Source organism: Entomohabitans teleogrylli (genome assembly GCF_001484765.1).
Taxonomy (GTDB): domain Bacteria; phylum Pseudomonadota; class Gammaproteobacteria; order Enterobacterales; family Enterobacteriaceae; genus Entomohabitans; species Entomohabitans teleogrylli.
Genome location: NZ_KQ947377.1, coordinates 205,194 through 228,884, shown reverse-complemented (window position 1 = coordinate 228,884; position 23,691 = coordinate 205,194). Strand labels below are relative to the sequence as shown.

Here is a 23,691-nt window from a genome sequence, read left to right as displayed (position 1 = left end):
CGCTTTCTGATGACATTACGCTTCAGCGTGATGCAGGGGTACCCTACTCAAAAAAGGTGATAACAATGAAAATCATGGCAATTTGCGGTTCCGGCCTTGGCAGTAGTTTTATGGTCGAAATGAATATTAAAAAAGTGCTTAAAAAACTCGATATTGACGCCGAGGTTGAGCACTCCGATCTCTCTTCCGCCACGCCGGGAGCGGCGGATTTATTCGTCATGGCCAAAGATATTGCCGACAGCGCCAGCGTGCCGGAAGACCAGTTGGTGGTTATCCAGAATATTATTGATATTAATGAACTTGAAACGCAGTTGCGCGCCTGGTTCGCGAAACAATAACCGTTGATATTCCTGCGTTACTTCAGGCTGGCGGCGCGCTACCTGCTCCCTCCCGGGGGCCGTATATGTTTGAGGTTTAAAGGCCGGCGCTAACCTGAGTGAATCAGGGGATATTGAAAACTATTCAGGAAACATCGGGGCGGTGGGCGGTCGTATCCCTGACATTGATCGCTGTCAGGCGGCGACTGATCGCTTATCGCCAGCAAATATAAAGCGAGGCGGATATGTTTATCCTTGAAACGCTGAATTTCGTTGTTGATATTCTCAAGGTACCTTCGGTACTGGTGGGTTTAATTGCCTTAATTGGTCTGGTGGCGCAGAAAAAAGCCTTTTCCGATGTGGTGAAAGGCACTATTAAAACTATTCTGGGTTTTATTGTTCTCGGCGGCGGTGCAACCGTACTGGTCGGGTCGCTAAATCCGCTGGGCGGCATGTTTGAGCATGCATTTAATATTCAGGGGATTATTCCCAACAATGAGGCTATCGTCTCTATTGCCCTGGAGAAATATGGCGCTTCGACGGCGTTAATTATGGCCTTCGGCATGGTGGCCAATATTGTTGTGGCCCGCTTTACGCGCCTGAAATACATCTTTCTTACCGGGCATCACACGTTCTATATGGCCTGTATGATCGGCGTGATCCTGACGGTCGCCGGTTTTGAGGGCGTCGGACTGGTGTTTACCGGTTCGCTGACCCTCGGTCTGGTGATGGCCTTCTTCCCGGCGCTGGCGCAGCGCTATATGAAGCGTATCACCGGCAATGACGATATCGCCTTTGGTCACTTCGGCACGCTGGGATATGTACTCTCCGGCTGGATCGGCAGTAAGTGCGGTAAAGGTTCCCGCTCCACCGAAGAGATGAATCTGCCGAAGAACTTAAGCTTTCTGCGCGACAGTTCGATCTCCATCTCCCTGACTATGATGGTCATCTACCTGATCATGGCGGTCAGCGCGGGCCGTGAATATGTCGAAAGTACGTACAGCGGCGGCCAGAACTACCTGGTGTACGCCATCATCATGGCGATCACCTTCGCCGCAGGGGTGTTCATCATCCTGCAGGGGGTACGCCTGATTCTGGCGGAAATCGTTCCGGCTTTTACCGGCTTCTCAGAAAAACTGGTGCCGAATGCGCGTCCGGCGCTGGACTGCCCGGTAGTGTATCCGTATGCGCCTAACGCGGTATTGATTGGCTTCCTGTTCAGCTTTCTCGGCGGGCTGGTGGGGCTGTTCCTGCTCGGGCAGATGAAGCTGGTGCTGATCCTGCCTGGGGTGGTACCTCACTTCTTCACCGGCGCTACGGCGGGTGTCTTCGGCAACGCCACCGGCGGGCGGCGCGGTGCGATGATCGGCGCTTTCGCCAACGGCCTGTTGATCACTTTCCTGCCCGTGTTGCTGCTGCCGGTGCTGGGGGCGATTGGTTTCGCTAATACCACCTTCTCGGATGCTGATTTCGGCGTGGTAGGGATTGTGCTGGGCAACCTGGCGCGCTACCTGTCGCCGCTGGCAATTACTGGTCTTATGGTGGCGCTGTTCGCGCTGCTGGTGGCCTGGAACGTGTTCGCGAAAAACAAATCTGCGGACAGTCACTCGCAGGAAAACCCTGGAGCCAAATCATGAGTGTGAATGAAGTTACCCAACTGGCGCGCGACATTCGCGTCGCCACCCTGAAGTCGCTGACCGATCTTGGCTTTGGGCACTATGGCGGCAGTATGTCGGTGGTGGAAACGCTGGCGGTTCTGTATGGCGCGGTGATGAACATCGATCCGGCAGACCCGGACTGGACCGGGCGCGACTACTTTGTGCTGTCAAAAGGCCACGCCGGGCCGGCGCTCTACAGTACCCTGGCCATCAAGGGATATTTCCCGATGGAAGAGCTGAACACGCTGAACCAGAACGGCACCCGCCTGCCCAGCCATCCCGACAGGCTTAAAACCCGCGGTGTGGATGCCACTACCGGTTCGCTGGGGCAGGGGATTTCCATTGCCGGGGGCATGGCGCTGGCGCATAAGCTGGCGGGACGGTCGAATCGGGTGTTCTGTATTGTTGGCGATGGCGAGCTTAACGAGGGGCAGTGCTGGGAGGCGTTTCAGTTTATCGCCCATCATCGCCTGAATAACCTGACGGTATTTGTCGACTGGAACAAGCAGCAGCTCGACGGCGAACTGGATGAGATCATCTGCGCTTTCGATCTGGAAGCTAAATTCCGCGCTTTCGGCTTTGATGCGCTGACGGTGAAAGGTGATGACATTGCGGGGTTGCTGGAGGTGGTGCAGCCGGTTCTTCCGGCGGACGCCCGCCCGCAGGTGGTGATCCTCGACAGTATTAAAGGTCAGGGAGTGCCGTACCTGGAGCAGTTAAGCAATTCACATCACCTGCGTCTGACCGATGAGATGAAAACGGCGCTTAATGAAACTATCCGCCAACTGGAGGCCGCACATGATTAAGGTTGCACCCGCAGGACAAAAAGATGCCGTTGAGATGCGCAAGGTGTACGCCGGATTCGTGGCGCAGCAGATTGAGTCGGGAAGCGATATTATCGCGCTGGAAGCGGATTTGATGAGCTCGATGGCGATGGACGGCGTGGCGCGCAACTATCCGCAGCATGTCATCAACTGCGGCATTATGGAGGCCAATGTTATCGGTACGGCGGCAGGGCTGGCGCTGACCGGTCGCAAACCGTTTGTGCATACTTTTACCGCCTTTGCCAGCCGCCGCTGCTTCGATCAGCTGTTTATGTCCCTCGACTATCAGCGCAGCAATGTCAAAGTGATCGCCTCGGATGCCGGCGTCACGGCCTGCCATAACGGCGGCACCCATATGTCGTTTGAAGATATGGGCATTGTGCGCGGGCTGGCGCACTCGGTGGTGCTGGAAGTCACCGACGCGGTCATGTTTGAAGACGTGCTGCGCCAACTTATCTCCCTCGATGGGTTCTACTGGGTACGCACTATCCGTAAGCAGGCGCCGAGCGTTTATGCGCCAGGCTCAAGGTTTACCATCGGCAAAGGCAATGTGCTGCGCGAAGGCGAAGATATCACCCTGATCGCTAACGGCATTATGGTGGCGGAGGCGCTGGAGGCGGCGCGTCAGCTGGAGCAGGAAGGGGTCAGCGCGGCAGTGATTGATATGTTTACCCTGAAACCTATCGATCGCATGCTGGTGAAAAACTATGCCGAAAAAACCGGGCGGATTGTCACCTGCGAAAACCACAGCATTCATAACGGGCTGGGTTCCGCGGTGGCGGAAGTGCTGGTGGAAACCTGCCCGGTGCCGATGCGTCGGGTTGGGGTCAAGGAACGCTACGGCCAGGTAGGGACTCAGGACTTCCTGCAGAAAGAGTACGGTCTGACGGCCCATGATATTGTTTCCGCGGCCCGGGAACTGCTGTAGATAATCGGGCTGAATAGCCCGGTAAAACCAGCCGCAGCGCGTGCCGCTGCGGCTTTTTTTGATCATCGGTTTTGCTCTGCCGCAGGCGGATGGTTAACCTCACACTGGCCAGGCGGCATACCGGGGGCTGTGGACGAATTATGCCTGGCGCGTTACCGGCTCCAGAGACCTGGCGTGGCGTATCTCATCAATGTGGTTATAGAAACGCGCGCGTTTTTCCGGGGAGTCAGAGTAATAAATCTCCCGCCAGGCTTTATCAATGGTCTCCCGGGAACGGCCTGCCAGTTCCGTGAACAACGCGAAGGTGACGGAAATACCGCGTGACAGACCGGCGACCCGGCCTGCGGCAATCTGCCTGGCGCGTAAATGAAGAAAGGGGGTATTGTTTAACACGATCTCGTTGAGATGCTCTTCATGTTCAATATCCAGCAGACGACACTGGCTGCGGTTCCAGCTCGCTATCTGCGCATTGTCATGCCATCCCTCAAGGAGCCCGACCCCGCAGTAGCGGCAGATTTCTTCATCCAGAGCGCTAACCAGGCGGCTGTCGACGCTGTAGTTTCTGATAATGTCGCCAAACGTTTTTTCCAGATACTGGCGTAAAAACAGTTCCTTAGTGATGCCTTTGTGATCGGCAAGCGCGGAAATTGTGCTGTCCAGGTGTTCAGTCACTCCCGCAATAGTCCAGACTACCGGCGTTTCATGTGCTGCCATTATCATTCATTCCCTGTAGATATACCTGACTCAGGCGGTTATTAAACGCCAGATAGCCCGGCCGCGCTTTGAAGCAGGCGGCAGGTTGGTATTTTTCAGGTTTATTTCCCCTGGTCACATGGCGGCGTGGTTAGCGGGGAAATATGTATGTAAGTGTTTACTTACTTGCTTGCGATTCCGCAACGCCTTCACGCCGGGGAGTTGAATCGGCGGTTGAGCCGGATACCGGGTTTTAAGCCGACCTCAGCGGAACAACGCGATACCGGCATTTTGATTGTGAGCGCTTACTTTCATTTTAGCTTTAGCGATAGCGCGCCCGTAACCGGGTAAACCAGGCTTCCGGGACGTTATACGGCGGCTTTTTGAGCTGCTCAATGCCCTGGGCAATAATGCGCCCGGCCTGCTCCCGTAATGCGCTGTCGCCGCGCACCAGCCCCGCCAGTTGCAGTTGTTTTTCCGGCAGATAGACGCGGGCGAATTGGGCATCGAAGCGCAGCAGTTCCCGGGTGTTATCGATAATATCGGCGATCTTAATGGTTTGCGCCGCCGCGCTACCCTGCGCGGTGTACAGGAAATGCTGATATTTGCGCTGCGGCCGGTTAAGTTCCTGCGCCACCGGCGGATTGGTGACCATTGCCACCAGGCTCGCCACCTCTGCGCCGAAGCGTTCGGCGATATCCTCCAGCGTGGTATCAGTATCTTCTACCGTGTCGTGCAGCCAGGCGGCGGCCAGCACCGTCTCCTGTCGGCAGACGCTGCGCACCAGTTCGACCACCGCCTGTGGATGGACGATGTAGGGTTCATCGGTGTATTTGCGCCGTTGCCCACAGGCCGCGTGAGCCCGCGCCGCGAAACGACGGGCGCGATCTTCCAGGGAATACATGGTGATCCTCCGTCCATGCAGGGTGAGAATAGTCTTTGTTGTCCCATAAACCGGGCGCGCGCGTCTATGCTTTGTTGACGATCAATAGAGAAGGAAAATGCCATGTCATTAGAAAAAGTGGTTTACCGGGCGAAGGCAAAAGCGACCGGCGGCCGCGACGGACGCGCGGTCTCTTCCGATGGGGTGCTGGACGTGAAACTGGGAGTGCCAAAGGAGATGGGCGGCCCGGGAGGGGCGGTAACGAACCCGGAACAGCTGTTTGCCGCCGGCTACTCCGCCTGTTTTCTGGGGGCGCTGAAATTTGTCGCCGCGCAGGAAAAACAAAAAGTCCCTCAGGAGGCCTGGATTGACGGACAGGTGGGCATTGGGCCGTTACCCACCGGCTTTGGGATTGAAGCGCAACTGGATATTCATCTGCCGGGAATGGACCAGGCGCTGGCCGAAGCGCTGGTACAGAAAGCCCATGTGGTGTGCCCTTATTCCAACGCCACCCGGGGTAATATCGACGTTACGCTGAATGTTATTACCTGATCGTTATTGCCGGTCTCATTCCGCTGCGGCAATGAGACCGATGCGCTTTTTATGTCTCTTATCACGCCTCTTTTTGTGTTCTACTACGCCACCCACAGACTAACCTATCAAATTTGTTATTTATCGCTGAACCGGGCGAACTCTGTATCGTCTGCGGGGTCTGAACAGTGTTTTTACCGGCCTTTATCTGGACGGTGGTATCGCTTTACTGAGGCGCTTGCATGAAATTTATTAAATCACTGACTCAGCAGAAATTGAGTTTTCTGCTGGCAGTGTATATTGGCCTTTTTCTCAATATATCGGTGTTTTATCGCCGCTTTGACGGCTTCTCCCATCGGGTTAGTTTGCTCAATAGCATGACGATTATCGTTGAACTGATGGCAGCGATTCTGGTGACTTTTTTCCTGCTACGCATTTTGTCCCTGTTTGGCCGGCGGATATGGCAGGTGCTGGCGTCACTGGTGGTGTTGTGCTCGGTAGGCGCCAGCTATTATATGACGTTTATGAATGTCGTTATTGGTTACGGCATTATCGCCTCCGTCATGACCACCGATATCGACCTTTCTAAAGAAGTGGTGGGCTGGCATTTTGTCGCCTGGGTGGTCGCCGTCAGCGCCCTGCCGCTGCTGTTAATCTGGAGCAATACCTGCCGGTTTACTCTGTTGCGCCAGCTTCGTCACCGCGGGCAGCGCCTGAAAAGCGCCGGTCTGGTGATTGCCGTCGGGCTGCTGGTCTGGGCGCCGCTGCGCATGCTCGACCAGGTGCAGAGTCGCGAAGAGCGGGCGTCGCGGGTGGATATGCCAAGTTATGGCGGCGTGGTGGCGAACTCATATCTGCCTTCAAACTGGATATCGTCGCTGGGGTTGTATGCCTGGGCGCAGATTGATGAATCGTCCGATAACCAGTCGCTGCTCAATCCGGCGAAGAAATTCACCTATGTCGCTCCCGACGATCTTGATGATACTTATGTGGTGTTCATCATTGGCGAAACCACGCGCTGGGATCATATGGGGATGCTGGGCTATTCCCGGGATACCACGCCGAAACTGGCGCAGGAGAAGAACCTGGTGGCGTATCGCGGATATTCCTGCGACACCGCCACCAAACTGTCGCTGCGCTGCATGTTTGTGCGCGAAGGGGGCGCGGAGGATAATCCGCAGCGCACCCTGAAAGAGCAGAACGTGTTTGCGGTACTCAAACAGTTGGGATTCAGCTCAGCGCTGTATGCGATGCAAAGCGAGATGTGGTTCTACAGTAATACCATGGCGGACAATATCGCCTATCGCGAACAGATCGGCGCCGAGCCGCGCAATCAGGGCAAACAGGTAGACGACATGCTGCTGGTGGATGAAATGCAGCGCGGCCTGAAAGACGATAAAGCCGGCGGCAAGCACCTGATTATCCTGCATACCAAAGGCTCGCACTTCTCTTATTCGCAGCGTTATCCGCGTAGCTATGCGAAATGGCAGCCGGAATGCGTGGGAGTCGACGATCAGTGCTCAAAAGAGGAGTTGATCAACGCCTATGATAATTCAGTGCTGTATGTCGACAGTTTTATCGATCGGGTTATTGACCAGGTGCGTGATAAAAAGGCGATTGTCTTCTATGCCGCCGACCACGGAGAATCGATCAGCGAGAAGAAACATCTGCACGGTACGCCGCGCAATATGGCGCCGCCGGAGCAGTTCCGGGTGCCGATGCTGGTGTGGATGTCCGACAGTTATCTGGCGAATCCGCAGCATGCCCGGGCCTTTGAGCGCCTGAAACAGCAGGCTGAAGAGAAGACGCCGCGCCGCCACATTGAGCTGTATGACACCCTTCTTGGCTGCCTGGGTTACACCTCGCCGGATGGTGGGATTAACCAGCGTAATAACTGGTGCCATATCCCTGAAACCGCACAGAAATAAGCGGTTGTTGACTTTTCAGGCGATTAAGCGGGTTTTTTTCATGAAAGGATTGACGGGGGTGCCTCACAGCAGTAAGATGCGCCCCGCATTCGGCGAGTAGCGCAGCCTGGTAGCGCAACACGTTCGGGACGTGTGGGTCGGAGGTTCGAATCCTCTCTCGCCGACCAGATTCCTGAAAACCCCATGGTGGAAACACCATGGGGTTTTTGCTTTTGAGCTCAGGTTAATGCATCGGTTCATCGCCATTATCAATCGGCGACCAGTCTGCTTTCCCCTGTTCCCTGATTTGCTGCCACGCCAGGCCAACGAAAATCACCGTTGCCAGACCGTAGCCGAAGGTGACCGCCGGCGCGGCGTTAAACGCCATCTGGTGGCCGTGAATAAAGCCGAAGAACGAGAGGATGGTGGCGGCAGCGGCATAAACAGCCGCCCAGTTAAAACGCCGGTCAATGACAAAGGCGGCGATCGCCCCCAGCATCAGCCCCGCCAGCACCGCGCCGCCGCCGGTAACGGCCATTCCGTTGTACAGCACGCCGTTATTGTTCATGCCTGACAGGACTTCCGCGGGAAGACTGACGGTATTCATCCCCGCTGCGGACAGCGCGCCGTCCACCTGGGTTTTCGCCCATTCGGCGATATTGGGCACCAGCGCCAGAACAATCGCCGGCGCATGGCGTTTAGGGGAAACCTGAAACGCCTGAGCGCCAATCACCAGCCCGATAAACAGCAGGATCGGCACAATGGCGACCAGCGGAATAATCGACAGCAGCAGGGCGGTCAGGCCGAGGAAGCACACCAGCGCCATACAGACTCCGGTGCCCAGCGAATAACCGATACGCCCGCCCATCGCTTTCCAGCCTGGATGGCCGATATAGACTGCCGGCGGGAAGGGAGATCCCAGCAGGGCGCCGACAATGGCGCCGATGCCATCGGCAGCCAGTACCGCGCGCAGGTTGTAGTTGTCGCCCCCGACGGCGGCGGATTCCACGTTATTGAGGATTTCCGTGAAATTAAAAATCCCCAGCGGAATAGCGGTCACCAGTAGCGGCCATACCAGTTCCATCGGCACCGAGAACACATCGGCGGAAAGGGAGGGTAAATGCAGCGCGAAACGGCTGGCGGATTCGCTTACGGCGCCAGGGTTCATATTATCGCTGATGCCCAGCAGCGTAGCGCCCCAGCCCAGCGCGCAGCCCACCAGAACTACCGCCAGACCGCCGGGGATCCCGAAGGGCAGGCGCACGTTGCCGACCCAGTTAAGCAGGATGATGGCAAAACAGACGATACCAATCCATGCGGAATCGAACATCTGATATGCCGGACGCATGGCGATAAAGGCGATGGCGATCCCCGCCAGGGTGCCGAGCATGGCGGCGCGCGGGGTGTATTTGCGAATCGCCGGGCCGACAATCACCCCGGCCAGTACGATCAGGCCGACAATCATGGCCCAGATCAGTCCCAGCTTCCAGGCCAGCATCCAGTCTTTATGAATCAGCAGTGTCGGCAACATAACGACGAACACCACGATAAACATATGCGGTACGCTGGGGCCATAGGGCAGGGCCGTCACATCGTCGCGCCCCTGTTGCTTCGCCAGTCGCCAGGCCATCCAGGCATAAAACAGATTGCCCAGCGGCAGGGCTATACCCAGCGCGGGCAGAATGCGTCCGAAGACGGTTTCCGCCGGCACCTGAGCGACATAGAGCGCCAGACCGGACAGTACCAGCACATTCAACAGGACGTTGGTGAACAGCCCGAAGAAGGCGTTTAGATCGCCAGGGACCCATACTTTGGGTTGAAAAACGGTATTCCGGGAATTCATGGTGATTCTCCCTTTCGGTTATTCCGTGATGTACTGTCCGGTCCAGGCTCGCCAGCCGCCCTGGGCGGTGATTTCGCGCTGTCCTTCCACCAGCCAGGGCTCCGCCAGTACGCCCAGCACTTCCCGGCCATCATTTAACAATACCTTGCCGATACAGAGCCCGGCGGGTTCCTGCAGGAGAATCGCCCCCAGTCCGGCGGGCGGGACCGCCCAGATTTCCAGGGCGATCGATGCGCCTCCCTCCGGGACGCGCAACATGCCCGGATGGCAGTCGTTAATACTCCAGCAGCGGTAACAGGGGGCGGTCGCGGCTTCGCTGTCGAAGGTCGCGCCTGCGGCAACCATGTTGGGGTTAAGCTCCAGGCCACGCATCAGGGTTCCGTTGACGGCGAGCAGGATGGGTTCAGTAGTCATCATCATTTCCTTTTCTGAAGAATAAGCTAACGGATTCAGTGTGTTATCCTGGTGCCTTTATGGCCGTGAATGGCTTCTCCCATGGCTTCCGGGCTGGTAATAATGCCGGTGCCGTGGGGCTGTGTCGCCAGCCATCCGAGTATTGCTTCCACTTTCGGCGCCATGCTGCCGGCGCCAAATTCACCGGCGTCCAGCAGCGCCTGCGCTTCATCGGCGCTGAGCGCGTCCAGCCAGCGCTGCTGTGGCGTGCCGAAGTTCACCGCTACCTGCTCCACCCCGGTGGGGATGATAAACAGATCGGCGTTCAGCTCGCTGGCCAACAGCGCGGAAGCGCGGTCTTTATCTATCACCGCCTGAACCGCCCGCAGCGAACCGTCCGTTTCCCGGCAAACCGGAATACCGCCGCCGCCGCAGGCAATCACCAGAACGTTGCTTTCCAGCAACCGGCGAACTGTCGGGCTTTCAATAATGGCCTGCGGCGTCGGTGACGCAACTACCCGCCGCCAGCCGCGGCCGGCGTCCTCGGCGATTTGCCATCCCTGGCTGGCCGCCAGCCGACGGGCGACCTCTTCGTCCATATGGGCGTCGATGGGTTTATCCGGGTGTTCAAAAGCAGGATCGTCAGCATTAACCACGGTTTGGGTGACCAGCGCGACCACCGGAATATCCGGGCGGCCGCGGCGCTGTAACTCATTGACCAGCGCGTTCTGGAACATGAAACCGATAGCGCCCTGGGTGTCCCCCACCGCGTACTCCAGCGGAACGGTGGGTACGTCTTCTCTGGCGATTTCGCTGCGGCGCAGGATAAACCCAACCTGCGGCCCGTTGCCGTGGGTCAGTACCACTCGCCATCCCGCCAGCGCCAGATTCACGACGTGCCGGGCGCTTTCCTTGACCGCCTGGTATTGCTCATCCAGCGATACCTGATTTCTGCTGCGGATCAGGGCGTTGCCGCCCACGGCCACAACGGCGATTTTTTGCTTATCCATGCTTAGTTCTCCAGCGTGTCTGCCAGCGCGGCCAGTCCGGCGATAAAACAGGCGAGGGGCGCGGTGGTGATGCCGGCGCCGATCTGCCCGACGCCAGCCTGTTTATGGGCGATGCCGGTGTTAATCACCGGGAGAATATGGCGATCCACTACCCGGCGGGCGTCGATGCCGCTGCCGCTGCCGGCGAAGTTCAGCGCCGGCAGAGTAAAGGCCGGGTTTTGCGCCAGGGTGATGGTCTGCATCGCCAGACTGTGGCGTACCGCATCCGCCGGGCTGCCGCCGACGAATTTAACGATAGCCGGCGAGGCGGCCATGGCGAAACCGCCAATCCCCGCCGTTTCGGTAATGGCGGAATCACCAAGGTCGGCGGCGGCGTCTTCCACGCCATAACCGGGGAAGAACAGGCCGTCCACCGGGTTCGCGGGCGCCTGGAACCAGCGGTCGCCGGTGCCGGAAAGCTGAATGCCGAAGTTGACGCCATTGCGCGCCATGACGGTAACCAGCGAGCTACCGGGCACGTTGCGGGCGGCGTCGAGCATGGCTTTACAGGCCGCCATTGAGAGGTTGAGGAAGAAATGGTCGTTGGCGGCGATAAAGGTCAGTACTTCCTGGCCCTGCGCAATGCCCGCCAGCGCGGGCGCCAGACGCTTCAGCAACAGCCCGCTGGCGGCGGCGTTACGGTTATGACACTCATCCCCCATATGCAGCGCCTGAGCGATCAGCGGCTTGAGTTCTATCGCGCCGGTTGCCTGCAGGGCCCGGGACAACGCAGGGGCCAGTACATCGCGCATCCAGCGCAGGCGGGTAAGTACCTCGTCGCCGTTCGCGCCAAAGCGCAGTACTTTGCCAAGTCCTTCATTAAAGTTACAGAACGCCAGGTTGCCGTGGGTGGTGTTTTTAACCACCCAGAGCGGCATGGAGGGGCTGATAGTCCCCGCCATCGGGCCAACGGCCTGGTGATGATGGCAGGGCTCCAGGGCCACGTCGCCGCGTGCCGCCATCTCTGTTGCCTGGCTGACATCCGCCGCCCAGCCTTCAAATACAATCGCGCCGGCGATAGCGCCCTGCATTGGGCCGCACATGTCGCGCCAGGCGATCGGCGGACCGGCGTGCAGAATGCGCCGCTGCCCGTTCAGCGCGCCAATGGCCTGCGAGGCGCTGAGGATGCCGATAAGCTCCGGCTGGGCGTCAAGATACTGTTGCAGCGCCTGCTGGTTAGCGGCCTCGATGCGCGGATCGTTGATTAATTGCGCCAGCTGCCAGTTGGCGGCGGCATCGCCCTGGGCGGGAGGTTGCCAGTTGAGGTGGAGCACGTCTCCTCCGGCGTGGCGCAGGTTATCGGCAAAGCTGCTAAGGCCGAGGCTGATAACCTGTAAAGGTGTATGAAAAAGCGTCGTCATAATTTATATCCGTTGTTGAGCGACAAACACAGCCAGCTGCGCGGCCTGCTGGTTACTTTGGGCAACCAGTACGCCAGCCTGACGTAACGCATCGATCTGCTGCTGACGGGGTTGCGGATCCCGATCGGTGCCGCATACGTGGGCGATCATCAGCAGATGGCGTCCCTGAACGCGGGCCTGGGTACGGGCCTGTTCCAGTAACGGGAGCAGATCCCGGGTAGGATCCTCGCTGGCGCCATAGCCCAGCACGATATCAAACAGCAGTACGGCGGTTGCCGGATCGCTGGCCTCCAGGAGCAGGCGCGCATTGCGCAGCGTGGGGTCAATCATCGGGTGCGGGCGTCCCTGGGTGAAAGTGTCATCTCCCATATCGATAAAACTGTGGCCGTGGGAGCGATGAATGTCCTTCAGCGACTGAGCGCCTTTTACCGGGGCGTTGGATTCGCAGGTGAGCCCGGCGGCCGTCAGCGCCAGTTGCGCTTCATAACAGAAGGTACCGCCAGCGAAGACGCCGCGAATATCCCGCTGTGACGCTGCCATCTGCGCGGCCTGAGCGGCGGCGGCCTGACGCAGTAATGGATCGGGCTCTTCCTCAGCGGGGGAAGGATTGCCGCGCAGCAGCGCTACAGCCACGTCCGCGGTGTGCTGCAGAGAGTGGGCGGGGACTGCGCCATAGCGGGAGATGTCGTCAGCGCTGGCCCCCAGAAAATGCACCACCGCCGGTTTACCACAGTGGCCGACGAAGCTCAGGACCTGTTCCGCCACATCTGCTGAAGGGGGTTTGGAAATCAGGACAATCAGACGGGTGTCCGGGTCCGCCGCCAGCATGCGCAGCCCCTGAAGCATACTTTGCCCGCCGATGGCGCTGTGCAGGTCTCGCCCTCCGGTACCCAGCGCCTGGGAGATCCCTTCCCCCAGATGATGAATGCGGCAGGTGACTTCCTGCAATCCGGTGCCGGAAGCGGCAATAATACCGATAGCGCCCCGGCGCACCACGTTGGCAAAGCCCAGCGGTAGCCCGTTAACAATCGCGGTACCGCAGTCCGGCCCCATCACCAGTAAATTGTGGTCGCTGGCATAGCGCTTAATCGCCGCCTCTTCTGTTTCCGGTACGTTGTCGCTGAACAACATCACGTTTAGCCCCAGATGTAGCGCTTTTAACGCTTCGGCGGCGGCATAGCGGCCTGGTACCGATATCAGCGCCAGACTGGCGTCCGGCATTTCTTCAAGCCCCATGGCGATACTGGCGGGCTGCGGGCGCTCTGCGCCCTGCTGGCTTTGCGGCTGGGCGGCCGGGCTGAGCATTTCGTCCGCCAGCGCCAGCGCCTGTTGCCCCGTTTCGTCATCCGCCAGCAGGGCGATCAGCAGATCGTTAGGTCGGGCGGCGATGTCAACCGCCAGACCGGCATCGTGCATACGTTCAATATTGGCTTCTGTGGCCATCGCCACCGATGCCTGCTGTACCCCGGTAAGCCCGTTGAGTTTCGCGGAAACCTGCATTAAGGAGACCGAGTCCTTATACAGGTTGGGGTAGCTTTTACAGTGCAATTTCATAACGTTTCCTGAGGTAAAGGGCTGCCCTGCGCCACGTAATGTGGCACACAGAGCCTGTCTGGAATCTGGCTGCTAAAAAACTTAACGCAGCGCCTGAATGACCGCGTCCGCGTTGCTCACCCAGCCGACGATAGCCCCCTGGGCTTTGATCATCTCCAGGGCGGCGCGATGAAATTCCGGAAAGTAAGAGGCGCAACAGTCTTCGGGGATCAGCACCTCATAACCGCGATCGTTGGCTTCCCGGGCGGTGGTTTGTACGCAGACTTCGGTGGTGACGCCGCAAATAATCAGGGAGCGAATACCCCTGGCCTGGAGGATCAGGTGCAGGTCGGTGGCGTAGAATGCCCCTTTGCCTGGCTTGTCGATGACCGGTTCCCCGGGCTGCGGGTAGAGTTCCGGAATGATGTCGTGACCGGCTTCGCCCTGAATCAAAATCCGCCCCATGGCGCCCGGCTCGCCGATAAACGTTTTGCCGCCGCGGGTGAGTTTGGCGGGCGGGCAGTTAGAAAGGTCGGCCCGGTGTCCTTCCCGGGTATGGAGAATAAATAGCCCCGCCTCCCGGGCCTGGCGTAATAGCCTGCTGCAGGGCGCAATCGCCTTGCGCACCAGCGAGACATCATTGCCCAGCACAGCGCCAAAGCCGTCAGGCTCGACAAAATCACGCTGCATGTCGATAACTATCAGGGCGGTCGTTTCTGGGTCGAAGGCGTAGTTGAAAGGTTGTGCGTTGACCGTCTTCATACTGGCTCCTTGCTCTCTGGATACATCATCCTTCAGGTTGCCTTCACCGGTTAGCCCGACGGCTGACTTTCGCCTGTGTCCGGGGATTCCGGTACCAGGCCGCTGCGGTACATCCTGAATGACGTTGTGTATAACTCACTGCAAAATGTTTAGCTCACCATCAGTCTATGGGCCACTGCGGGGAAATGCGCAGAAAGGATTTCTGGTTAACCCTCAAAAAATATGAGGGCTCGCCGGCGGCGGGTCGGGCAGAATAGAGGCAGGCCTTGCGGCGTGCAGGCTGGCGTGAGGTGGGGAATTCCGGCGCCAGGAAAGCCGCCAGAAACGGGATTGCAAATTTGTGATCCTGATTCGATCCGCGACAGGGGAAAGCGATGATGAAACCTGATGACCGGCTGTATCGGGTACGCCAGCGCTTGCTGGCGGCGAAGTGATTCATTCCAGAGGCTGAAGAAACTGGCGCTGCACGTCCGGCTGGCGCAGCTGTTCAAGCCACCAGGAAAAACAGGGGCGCACCGGTTCTTCTCGCCACGCCAGGTATAATGAGGTGGGCTGTTTGCTCTCTTCGACATTGCGGGTAACCAGTCGCCCCTGCGCCAGGTAGGGCTGGCAGATATGGCGCGGCAGGAAACCAACGCCCAGCCCATCAAGATGCATGGCGATTTTGCTGTGGTAGTCCGGCGCCACTACGGCTTTCTGGCCACGCAACTGCCAGGCGATTTTCGGCTCCAGGCGGATCGAGGTATCGCGGATACAGATAGCCGGGTAATGGCGTACATCATCGGCCCGTAGCGTACGGTTGATATGGGTTAGCGGGTGGTTCGGGCTAATGGCGAACAGCCATTCGACGGTGGCGAATTTTTCACTACGAATTTCGGTATGCGGCGCTATCTGACTCGGGGCGCCGATGGCGATATCGGCGCGCTTTTCCAGAAGCGCATCCCATACGCCGTCGTGAACATCAATCGCCAGATGAATTTCAGTTTGTGGAAACAGACGCTCGCTTTCGCGCAGCAGCGTGTAGACAGGCCTCAGGCTGACAATATTATTGAGCGACAGTTGCAGTGTGGTCTCCACGCCGGCAGAGATGCGCAGCGCGGAGTGCTGCAGGTCGTCGAGTTCGGCCAGAATGAGCTCGCCTTTTTTAATGAAATAGCGCCCGGCTTCCGTGAGTTCAAGCTGCTTACCGTTGCGGGTAAACAGTTTAAGCCCCAGATCGCTTTCCAGTTTATGAACGGTATAGCTGAGTGCGGTGGGGACTTTGTGCAATTCCTCTGCCGCCGCGGAAAAGCTGCCGCAGCGTGCTGTAGTGATCACCACATTTAATGCCTGAGCGGTAATGACCATGCTTTTTCTCCCCCTGTGAGCCGGTGCGCAGTGCTCACCGGGTTATTCACGATTCGCCATCTGCGCGCTATAGCGGTATAGCAAAACTGTGACCTTAAAGCATTTTGCCATATCCGGCGCCGCGGTGTGGCGTATATGCGCGTTCGCGGTTGTCTGCGCATAACTTCATCAGCCGGCAGGAAATAGCACATTAAATTTTGTAAACGCAAACACTGATAGTTACCGTTGTTAATAGTCTATTTACCTGGGTTTAAGATTTTCTACAAATTCTTATACTGAGAATAGCGCGTGGAAGTTTTTTTAATCTTTGCCTGTCGCCTCTCACCTTGAGCGTAAATCGCCGCCAACTGTATTGACCTTTCACCGATCTGTTGACAGATTGTTATGCGGGTAGGGGGATTTCGCACACTTTGTCCTGTGAACATGTCATAAGACACCCGGAATTCTCCATTCCCGGCGCCCTGCGGGGCAGCGCCGATCGGGTCGGGTAAAAAATAAGAATGACCTGACGGCTAACACAACACATCATCACATTGGAGCACAACAATGAGTATTTCCTTGAAGAAGTCAGGGATGCTGAAACTTGGTCTTAGCCTGGTGGCCATGACCGTTGCAGCAAGCGTGCAGGCAAACACCCTGGTTTACTGTTCAGAAGGGTCGCCGGAAGGCTTTAACCCACAGCTCTTCACCTCTGGTACCACCTATGACGCCAGCTCCGTACCCATTTATAACCGTCTGGTGGAATTCAAGACCGGCACGACCGAAGTTATCCCGGGCCTGGCGGAAAAATGGGATATCAGCCCGGACGGTAAAACCTATACCTTCCACCTGCGCCAGGGCGTGAAGTGGCAGGACAGCAAAATCTTTAAACCCAGCCGTGATTTTAATGCCGATGATGTCGTGTTCTCTTTCGATCGGCAGAAAAACCCCCAGAACCCGTATAACAAAGTATCTGGCGGCAGCTATGAATACTTTGAAGGCATGGGGCTGCCGGAGTTGATCAGCGAAGTGAAAAAAGTCGACGATCACACCGTACAGTTCGTCCTGACCCGCCCGGAAGCGCCGTTCCTGGCTGACCTGGCCATGGACTTCGCATCAATTCTTTCCAAAGAGTATGCCGATAACATGCTGAAAGCCGGCACGCCGGAAAAACTGGACCTTGACCCGGTCGGCACCGGTCCGTTCCAGTTGCTGCAATACCAGAAAGATTCGCGTATCCTCTACAAAGCTTTCCCGGGCTACTGGGGTGAGAAGCCGAAAATCGACCGTCTGGTGTTCTCCATTACACCTGATGCTTCCGTGCGCTATGCCAAACTGCAGAAAAACGAATGCCAGGTGATGCCGTACCCGAATCCGGCGGACATCGCGCGCATGAAAGAAGACAAAAATATCAACGTGATGGAGCAGGCGGGTCTCAACGTCGGCTATCTCTCGTTTAACGTTGAGAAAAAACCGCTGGATAACGTCAAAGTACGCCAGGCGCTGACCTACGCGGTCAATAAAGAGGCCATTATCAAGGCGGTTTACCAGGGCGCTGGCGTGGCGGCGAAAAACCTGATCCCGCCGACTATGTGGGGCTACAACGACGAGGTTAAGGACTATACCTACGATCCGGAAAAAGCGAAGGAACTGCTGAAAGAAGCCGGTATGGAGAAGGGCTTCACCATCGATCTATGGGCGATGCCGGTACAGCGTCCGTATAACCCGAACGCGCGCCGTATGGCGGAGATGATTCAGGCCGACTGGGCGAAGATTGGCGTTCAGGCCAAAATCGTCACCTATGAGTGGGGCGAGTACCTCAAGCGCGCCAAAGATGGCGAGCACCAGACAGTAATGATGGGCTGGACCGGCGATAACGGGGATCCGGATAACTTCTTCGCCACGCTGTTCAGCTGCGATGCGGCAAAACAGGGTTCTAACTATTCAAAATGGTGCTACAAGCCGTTTGAAGATCTGATTCAGCCGGCCCGCGCCACCGATGACCACGACAAGCGCGTTGAACTGTACAAACAGGCTCAGGTAGTGATGCGCGATCAGGCTCCGGCGCTGATCATCGCCCACTCCACGGTGTATGAGCCAGTGCGTAAAGAAGTCAAAGGCTATGTGGTGGATCCGTTGGGTAAACACCACTTCGAAAATGTGTCTGTAGAGAAATAAAAAACCGGGCGGCGCAACAGTCGCCCGTCAGAGAGCAGTTTGATGAGCACCTGGGCAGGTGAGCGCTCGCTGACCTGCCGTTTTACAGGCACTGTCGTTTGCCCGCTCCCGTCAGGGAGTGTGTGCATTCGTGAGCAAGATAATCTCGCCCGCAGTGATTCTGCCCATTTATGTTTCCGACGCCGGAAAGCGTGTCGCGTATTGATCCTGGTTTACCGGGAGCGATGCCTGGCCGCCCTGTCCGGAGAGTTAACATGAGCGGCAAGGCGAGAGATGACAGAGAACCCGGGATATGTTGCAGTTCATCCTCCGACGTCTGGGATTAGTGATCCCCACGTTTATAGGTATTACCCTACTTACTTTCGCGTTTGTTCATATGATCCCCGGCGATCCGGTGATGATCATGGCCGGCGAACGCGGCATTTCTCCTGAACGCCACGCCCAGTTGCTGGCGCAACTCGGTCTTGATAAACCCATGTGGCAGCAGTACCTGAACTACATTCAGGGGGTACTGCATGGCGATCTGGGCCTGTCCCTGAAAAGCCGCATACCGGTGTGGGACGAATTTGTCCCGCGCTTTAAAGCCACCCTGGAACTGGGGGTCTGCGCGATGATTTTCGCGGTGATCGTCGGTATCCCGGTCGGGGTAATGGCGGCGGTCAAACGCGGTTCAGTCTTTGACCATACCGCGGTGGGCCTGGCGCTGACCGGCTACTCCATGCCGATTTTCTGGTGGGGCATGATGCTTATCATGCTGGTGTCGGTACAACTGAACCTGACGCCGGTCTCCGGGCGTATCAGCGATACGGTTTTCCTCGATGATTCGATGCCGCTCACCGGCTTTATGCTGATTGATACCGCCATCTGGGGCGAGCCAGGGGACTTTATTGATGCGCTGCAGCATATGATCCTGCCTGCGATCGTGCTGGGCACCATTCCGCTGGCGGTGATTGTGCGTATGACCCGTTCGGCGATGCTGGAAGTGCTGGGCGAGGATTATATTCGTACCGCCCGCGCCAAGGGGCTGACCCGGATGCGCGTGATTGTGGTGCACGCGCTGCGTAACGCCATGCTGCCGGTGGTGACGGTGATTGGTCTGCAGGTGGGTACGCTGCTGGCGGGGGCGATTCTCACCGAAACCATCTTCTCCTGGCCGGGGCTGGGGCGCTGGCTGATTGATGCCCTGCAGCGTCGCGACTATCCGGTGGTGCAGGGGGGCGTTCTGCTGGTGGCGACGATGATTATCCTCGTCAACCTGCTGGTGGACCTGCTGTACGGCGTGGTTAACCCGCGTATCCGCCACAAAAAGTAAGAGGCCATCATGACGCAACTAACTGAAAATAATGTGCTGGCCGCGCCGGTTCCTATGACGCCGCTGCAGGAGTTCTGGCACTACTTTAAACGCAATAAAGGCGCCGTAGTGGGGCTGGCGTATGTGGTGGTGGTGATTTTCATCGCCGTGTTCGCCAATTTTATCGCGCCTCACAGCCCGGCGGAGCAGTTCCGCGATGCGCTGCTGCATCCACCGGTATGGCAGGAGGGCGGGAGCTGGAGCTATATCCTCGGTACTGACGATGTGGGGCGCGATATCCTGTCGCGCCTGATGTACGGCGCCCGTCTCTCGCTGCTGGTTGGCTGTCTGGTGGTGGCCCTGTCGCTGGTGATGGGGATCATCCTCGGTCTGGTGGCCGGCTACTTCGGCGGCATTGTGGATACCGCTATCATGCGCGTGGTCGATATTATGCTGGCTCTGCCGAGCCTGCTGCTGGCGCTGGTGCTGGTGGCGATATTCGGTCCGTCAATTGTTAACGCCTCGCTGGCGCTGACGTTCGTGGCGCTGCCGCACTATGTGCGACTGACCCGCGCCGCGGTGCTGGTGGAGGTGAGCCGCGATTACGTCACGGCGTCCCGGGTGGCGGGGGCTGGCGCAATGCGCCAGATGTTCATCAATATCTTTCCCAACTGCCTGGCGCCGCTGATCGTTCAGGCGTCGCTCGGTTTCTCTAACGCGATCCTCGATATGGCCGCTCTTGGCTTCCTCGGCATGGGCGCGCAGCCGCCAACACCGGAATGGGGCACCATGCTCTCCGATGTGTTGCAGTTCGCCCAGAGCGCCTGGTGGGTAGTGACCTTCCCCGGTCTGGCTATCCTGCTGACGGTACTGGCATTTAACCTGATGGGGGACGGCCTGCGTGATGCGCTCGACCCCAAACTGAAGCAGTAAAGAGGTTCGGGATGGCGTTATTGAATGTAGAGAAATTATCGGTGCACTTCGGGGATGAAGGGGCGCCGTTTCGCGCGGTAGATCGGGTGAGCTACAGCGTGGAGCAGGGGCAGGTGGTCGGTATTGTCGGTGAATCCGGCTCCGGTAAATCGGTCAGTTCGCTGGCGATTATGGGGCTGATTGACTACCCCGGGCGGGTGATGGCGGATAGCCTGGAATTTAACGGCCAGGATCTAAAGCGTATTTCGGAGCGCGAACGCCGTAATCTGGTGGGCGCCGAAGTGGCGATGATTTTCCAGGACCCGATGACCAGCCTCAATCCCTGTTATACCGTGGGTTACCAGATTATGGAGGCCATTAAGGTACACCAGGGGGGAAATAAAAAGACGCGCCGCCAGCGGGCTATCGATCTGCTGACGCTGGTGGGGATTCCCGATCCGGCGTCGCGCCTTGAGGTTTACCCGCATCAACTGTCCGGCGGGATGAGCCAGCGCGTGATGATCGCTATGGCCATCGCCTGCCGTCCGAAGCTATTGATTGCCGACGAACCTACCACTGCGCTGGATGTGACCATTCAGGCCCAGATTATCGAGCTGCTGCTGGAGCTGCAGCAGAAAGAGAATATGGCGCTGATTCTGATCACCCATGACCTGGCGCTGGTGGCGGAAGCGGCCCACAAAATCATCGTGATGTATGCCGGGCAGGTGGTGGAAACCGGCGATGCGCGGGATATTTTCCGCGCGCCGCGCCATCCGTATACCCAGGCGCTGCTGCGCGCGCTGCCGGAGTTTGCCCAGGATAAAGCGCGTCTGGCGTCGCTGCCAGGGGTGGTGCCGGGGAAATACGACCGCCCGAATGGCTGTCTGTTAAATCCGCGCTGCCCGTACGCCACTGACAAGTGCCGCGTGGAAGAACCAGCGCTGAACGCCGTGGATAACGGACGCCAGTCGAAATGTCACTACCCACTTGATGATGCCGGGAGGCCAGCACTATGAGTACTGATGAGGCTACCCTGCAACAGCCGCTGCTGCGGGCGATCGACCTGAAAAAATATTACCCGGTGAAGAAGGGGCTGTTTGCCCCGGAACGCCTGGTGAAGGCGCTGGATGGGGTGTCGTTCCAGCTGGAGCGCGGTAAAACGCTGGCGGTGGTGGGAGAGTCCGGCTGCGGGAAATCGACCCTTGGCCGCCTGCTGACCATGATTGAGATCCCCACCGGCGGCGAGTTGTATTATCAGGGCCAGGATTTGCTTAAGCACGATCCTCAGGCCCAGAAGTTGCGCCGCCAGAAGATTCAGATCGTGTTTCAGAATCCCTATGGATCGCTGAATCCGCGTAAAAAAGTGGGCCAGATCCTTGAGGAACCGCTGCTGATCAATACTACTCTGAGCAAAGAGGCGCGGCGCGAGAAGGCGCTGGCGATGATGGCGAAAGTCGGCCTGAAGACCGAGCACTACGATCGCTATCCGCATATGTTCTCCGGCGGCCAGCGTCAGCGTATTGCGATTGCCCGCGGTCTGATGCTCGATCCGGATGTGGTGATCGCCGACGAACCGGTCTCGGCGCTGGACGTGTCGGTACGCGCTCAGGTGCTGAATTTGATGATGGATCTGCAGCAAGAGCTGGGGCTGTCGTATGTGTTTATTTCTCACGATTTGTCGGTGGTCGAGCATATCGCTGATGAAGTCATGGTGATGTATCTTGGCCGCTGCGTGGAGAAAGGCACTAAAGAGCAGATTTTCAATAATCCGCGTCATCCGTATACCCAGGCGCTGTTATCGGCAACGCCGCGCCTGAATCCGGACGATCGCCGTGAACGTATTAAACTGACCGGCGAGTTGCCCAGTCCGCTTAACCCGCCGCCAGGCTGTGCGTTCAATGCTCGCTGTCGTCGGCGTTTTGGCCCCTGCGCTCAGTTGCAGCCACAACTCAAGGAGTATGGCGGCCAACGGGTAGCCTGTTTCGCAGTCGACCAGGATGAGAACGGCGAGAAGCCGTTAAGCTGAAGCAGAGTAAAGAATGAAACCGGGGCCATGGCTCCGGTTTTGTTTTTTGTCGTAATAATGTTTCCAGAAGTATTCAGAAATGATTAATGCGAATGAATGTCGTCATCGTAATTTGCAATAAGTTGTTATGAAAACCATAAACTGAGAGAGGAAACTTATTAGCTCACTAAAGATGCTTGCGGGTACCTGATTGTAGCCGGCGGAATTGCCATGATTTAAAACCCAGCCTCACCGGCATCACAATAATAAACAAAACGCTAAGAAATACTGCGGCAACCAGCCATGAAATGATATGGGTTGGTGAACCAACTAACAGGACGATGACCGTAATGACCAGCATAGCCGTGAGGATCCAGATTAATGCCCGAAAATGGCTGGCGAGTTCATTTATAACCTGTTCAAGTGGATCTCCGCTTGCTTCTGTGTGACAGCGAAGTTTCTGAAGATCTTTGGTTGTAAAGCCTGAATTCAGCCGCTTCTGTTCATAAACAGGCATTGATTTGCCTCCTGTTATTCCTTTATCGGTATTGGTATCGGCGCCGGGTCATTTCACTTCCAGAACAAGTTAGCGCAGGGGCCGTCCATGCTATTCAACGGGTCTGCGTTACCATCCGTTGTTGCCGGGTAAGTGTTGTCATTGTATAACGCTTTTTCGTCAGGCTTGTTTACATGCCGGGCCTGTTTCCTGGTGTTGTAGCGGCGATATCACCAGTGTTTGAAGTGCTCCCCGGCGAGAATAATCGTTGATGCCATATTCAGGCAACACTGTCTTGGTTTCTGGTGTTTATCGCTAAATTGTCCTCATCATATCCCACCATGGGTTCCCGACACATGAAAAAATATCTCTTCTTCCTCCCCGCTATTTTTCTCTCGGGATGTCCGATGGGGGACAGGGTTAACCTGTATCCGGCGCAGTCAGGGATCGTTAATGGCAGGATCTGTGTCTTTATTAAGGCTGCCGACATCGTTAAAGATGAAAATATTTTGCGGGTAGCGATATGGAGCTATAGCGAAAGCCGCTATGTCTATGAAAAATCATACGCCATAGCCCCCCAACCGCTGGAGGCCGGGAAGTGTATTCCTGGCGTCGGGGAATTTAAATTTATTCCGGCAGAGGATTATGGCGTGGTTGTCGAAACGCCGTTGCATGCTTATGAGGCACGCTTTAGCGTGTTACAACAGGGCGAGCGTATTGTATTGAAGTAAAGCCAGGCGGTTATTTTTCGCTGACGGGTAACTCAGGCGAATTCCTTACGACCTGCGCTTATCTGGCGAG

The 23,691-nt window shown here is 57.3% G+C and carries 22 protein-coding genes and 1 tRNA gene; 13 read left to right on the top strand and 10 right to left on the bottom strand.

Features of this window, described 5'->3' with window-relative positions:
• The first annotated feature begins 65 nt into the window (after positions 1-65).
• The 4 genes from AQ981_RS04255 to AQ981_RS04240 all read left to right on the top strand — a co-directional run bounded on the left by AQ981_RS04255 (position 66) and on the right by AQ981_RS04240 (position 3,727).
• Entirely contained in the window at positions 66-338 is a 273-nt protein-coding gene (locus AQ981_RS04255; protein WP_058910521.1) for a PTS sugar transporter subunit IIB, read from the top strand.
• Positions 339-562: 224 nt separating this feature from the next.
• Entirely contained in the window at positions 563-1,954 is a 1,392-nt protein-coding gene (locus tag AQ981_RS04250; protein ID WP_058910520.1) for a PTS ascorbate transporter subunit IIC, read from the top strand.
• Positions 1,951-2,781: a transketolase gene (locus AQ981_RS04245; protein WP_058910519.1), complete on the top strand. Its 831-nt coding sequence runs from the start codon at positions 1,951-1,953 to the stop codon at positions 2,779-2,781. Before AQ981_RS04250 ends, AQ981_RS04245 begins: the two co-directional genes overlap by 4 nt.
• Entirely contained in the window at positions 2,774-3,727 is a 954-nt protein-coding gene (locus AQ981_RS04240; protein WP_058910518.1) for a transketolase family protein, read from the top strand. Before AQ981_RS04245 ends, AQ981_RS04240 begins: the two co-directional genes overlap by 8 nt.
• 138 nt (positions 3,728-3,865) lie before the next feature.
• On the opposite strand, the gene AQ981_RS04235 is transcribed toward AQ981_RS04240, so the two are convergent.
• Positions 3,866-4,441, bottom strand: coding sequence for a hypothetical protein (locus AQ981_RS04235; protein ID WP_058910517.1), 576 nt, complete (start codon positions 4,439-4,441; stop codon positions 3,866-3,868).
• Between the two features lie 301 nt (positions 4,442-4,742).
• The gene (locus tag AQ981_RS04230; RefSeq protein ID WP_058910516.1) at positions 4,743-5,324 is read right to left on the bottom strand and encodes an HD domain-containing protein; all 582 of its coding nucleotides are present in this window, start codon (positions 5,322-5,324) and stop codon (positions 4,743-4,745) included.
• 102 nt (positions 5,325-5,426) lie between these two features.
• Between AQ981_RS04230 and AQ981_RS04225 the strand changes: the two genes are divergently transcribed.
• The 3 genes from AQ981_RS04225 to AQ981_RS04215 all read left to right on the top strand — a co-directional run bounded on the left by AQ981_RS04225 (position 5,427) and on the right by AQ981_RS04215 (position 7,929).
• Positions 5,427-5,855, top strand: a complete 429-nt coding sequence (locus AQ981_RS04225; RefSeq protein WP_058910515.1) for an organic hydroperoxide resistance protein — start codon at positions 5,427-5,429, stop codon at positions 5,853-5,855.
• A gap of 221 nt (positions 5,856-6,076) precedes the next feature.
• Positions 6,077-7,762 (top strand): kdo(2)-lipid A phosphoethanolamine 7''-transferase, encoded by a 1,686-nt coding sequence (gene eptB, locus AQ981_RS04220; RefSeq protein ID WP_058910514.1) that lies wholly within the window; start codon positions 6,077-6,079, stop codon positions 7,760-7,762.
• 90 nt (positions 7,763-7,852) lie between these two features.
• Positions 7,853-7,929: transfer RNA gene (locus AQ981_RS04215), tRNA-Pro, on the top strand.
• A 56-nt stretch (positions 7,930-7,985) separates the two neighbouring features.
• Here the strand turns inward: AQ981_RS04215 and AQ981_RS04210 are convergent.
• The 7 genes from AQ981_RS04210 to AQ981_RS04180 all read right to left on the bottom strand — a co-directional run bounded on the left by AQ981_RS04210 (position 7,986) and on the right by AQ981_RS04180 (position 16,029).
• The gene (locus tag AQ981_RS04210) at positions 7,986-9,584 is read right to left on the bottom strand and encodes a hypothetical protein (RefSeq protein WP_058910513.1); all 1,599 of its coding nucleotides are present in this window, start codon (positions 9,582-9,584) and stop codon (positions 7,986-7,988) included.
• Between the two features lie 18 nt (positions 9,585-9,602).
• Positions 9,603-9,998, bottom strand: coding sequence for an allophanate hydrolase-related protein (locus AQ981_RS04205; RefSeq protein WP_058910512.1), 396 nt, complete (start codon positions 9,996-9,998; stop codon positions 9,603-9,605).
• Between the two features lie 35 nt (positions 9,999-10,033).
• The gene (locus AQ981_RS04200; protein ID WP_058910511.1) at positions 10,034-10,987 is read right to left on the bottom strand and encodes a carbamate kinase; all 954 of its coding nucleotides are present in this window, start codon (positions 10,985-10,987) and stop codon (positions 10,034-10,036) included.
• 2 nt (positions 10,988-10,989) lie between these two features.
• Positions 10,990-12,387 carry a YlbE family protein gene (locus AQ981_RS04195; RefSeq protein WP_058910510.1) on the bottom strand — a complete coding sequence of 466 codons (1,398 nt, stop codon included), beginning with the start codon at positions 12,385-12,387 and terminating at the stop codon, positions 10,990-10,992.
• Between the two features lie 3 nt (positions 12,388-12,390).
• The gene (gene fdrA / locus AQ981_RS04190; protein ID WP_058910509.1) at positions 12,391-13,941 is read right to left on the bottom strand and encodes an acyl-CoA synthetase FdrA; all 1,551 of its coding nucleotides are present in this window, start codon (positions 13,939-13,941) and stop codon (positions 12,391-12,393) included.
• A gap of 81 nt (positions 13,942-14,022) precedes the next feature.
• Positions 14,023-14,682, bottom strand: a complete 660-nt coding sequence (locus AQ981_RS04185) for a cysteine hydrolase family protein (protein ID WP_058910508.1) — start codon at positions 14,680-14,682, stop codon at positions 14,023-14,025.
• Positions 14,683-15,117: 435 nt separating this feature from the next.
• Positions 15,118-16,029, bottom strand: a complete 912-nt coding sequence (locus AQ981_RS04180) for a LysR substrate-binding domain-containing protein (RefSeq protein WP_058910507.1) — start codon at positions 16,027-16,029, stop codon at positions 15,118-15,120.
• Positions 16,030-16,575: 546 nt separating this feature from the next.
• Between AQ981_RS04180 and dppA the strand changes: the two genes are divergently transcribed.
• The 5 genes from dppA to dppF all read left to right on the top strand — a co-directional run bounded on the left by dppA (position 16,576) and on the right by dppF (position 22,415).
• Complete coding sequence (gene dppA / locus AQ981_RS04175; protein WP_058910506.1) at positions 16,576-18,186, top strand: dipeptide ABC transporter periplasmic-binding protein DppA; 1,611 nt, start codon at positions 16,576-16,578, stop codon at positions 18,184-18,186.
• Between the two features lie 292 nt (positions 18,187-18,478).
• The gene (gene dppB, locus AQ981_RS04170) at positions 18,479-19,498 is read left to right on the top strand and encodes a dipeptide ABC transporter permease DppB (RefSeq protein ID WP_058910505.1); all 1,020 of its coding nucleotides are present in this window, start codon (positions 18,479-18,481) and stop codon (positions 19,496-19,498) included.
• Between the two features lie 9 nt (positions 19,499-19,507).
• On the top strand, positions 19,508-20,410 hold the full coding sequence (gene dppC / locus AQ981_RS04165; protein WP_058910504.1) for a dipeptide ABC transporter permease DppC: 903 nt from the start codon (positions 19,508-19,510) through the stop codon (positions 20,408-20,410).
• A gap of 11 nt (positions 20,411-20,421) precedes the next feature.
• Positions 20,422-21,405, top strand: a complete 984-nt coding sequence (gene dppD, locus AQ981_RS04160; protein WP_058910503.1) for a dipeptide ABC transporter ATP-binding protein — start codon at positions 20,422-20,424, stop codon at positions 21,403-21,405.
• Positions 21,402-22,415 (top strand): dipeptide ABC transporter ATP-binding subunit DppF, encoded by a 1,014-nt coding sequence (gene dppF / locus AQ981_RS04155; protein ID WP_058910502.1) that lies wholly within the window; start codon positions 21,402-21,404, stop codon positions 22,413-22,415. Before dppD ends, dppF begins: the two co-directional genes overlap by 4 nt.
• 166 nt (positions 22,416-22,581) lie before the next feature.
• On the opposite strand, the gene AQ981_RS04150 is transcribed toward dppF, so the two are convergent.
• Entirely contained in the window at positions 22,582-22,911 is a 330-nt protein-coding gene (locus AQ981_RS04150; protein ID WP_058910501.1) for a hypothetical protein, read from the bottom strand.
• Between the two features lie 335 nt (positions 22,912-23,246).
• On the opposite strand from AQ981_RS04150, the gene AQ981_RS04145 reads away from it, so the two are divergent.
• Positions 23,247-23,621 carry a putative T6SS immunity periplasmic lipoprotein gene (locus AQ981_RS04145; RefSeq protein WP_058910500.1) on the top strand — a complete coding sequence of 125 codons (375 nt, stop codon included), beginning with the start codon at positions 23,247-23,249 and terminating at the stop codon, positions 23,619-23,621.
• Positions 23,622-23,691: the final 70 nt, after the last annotated feature.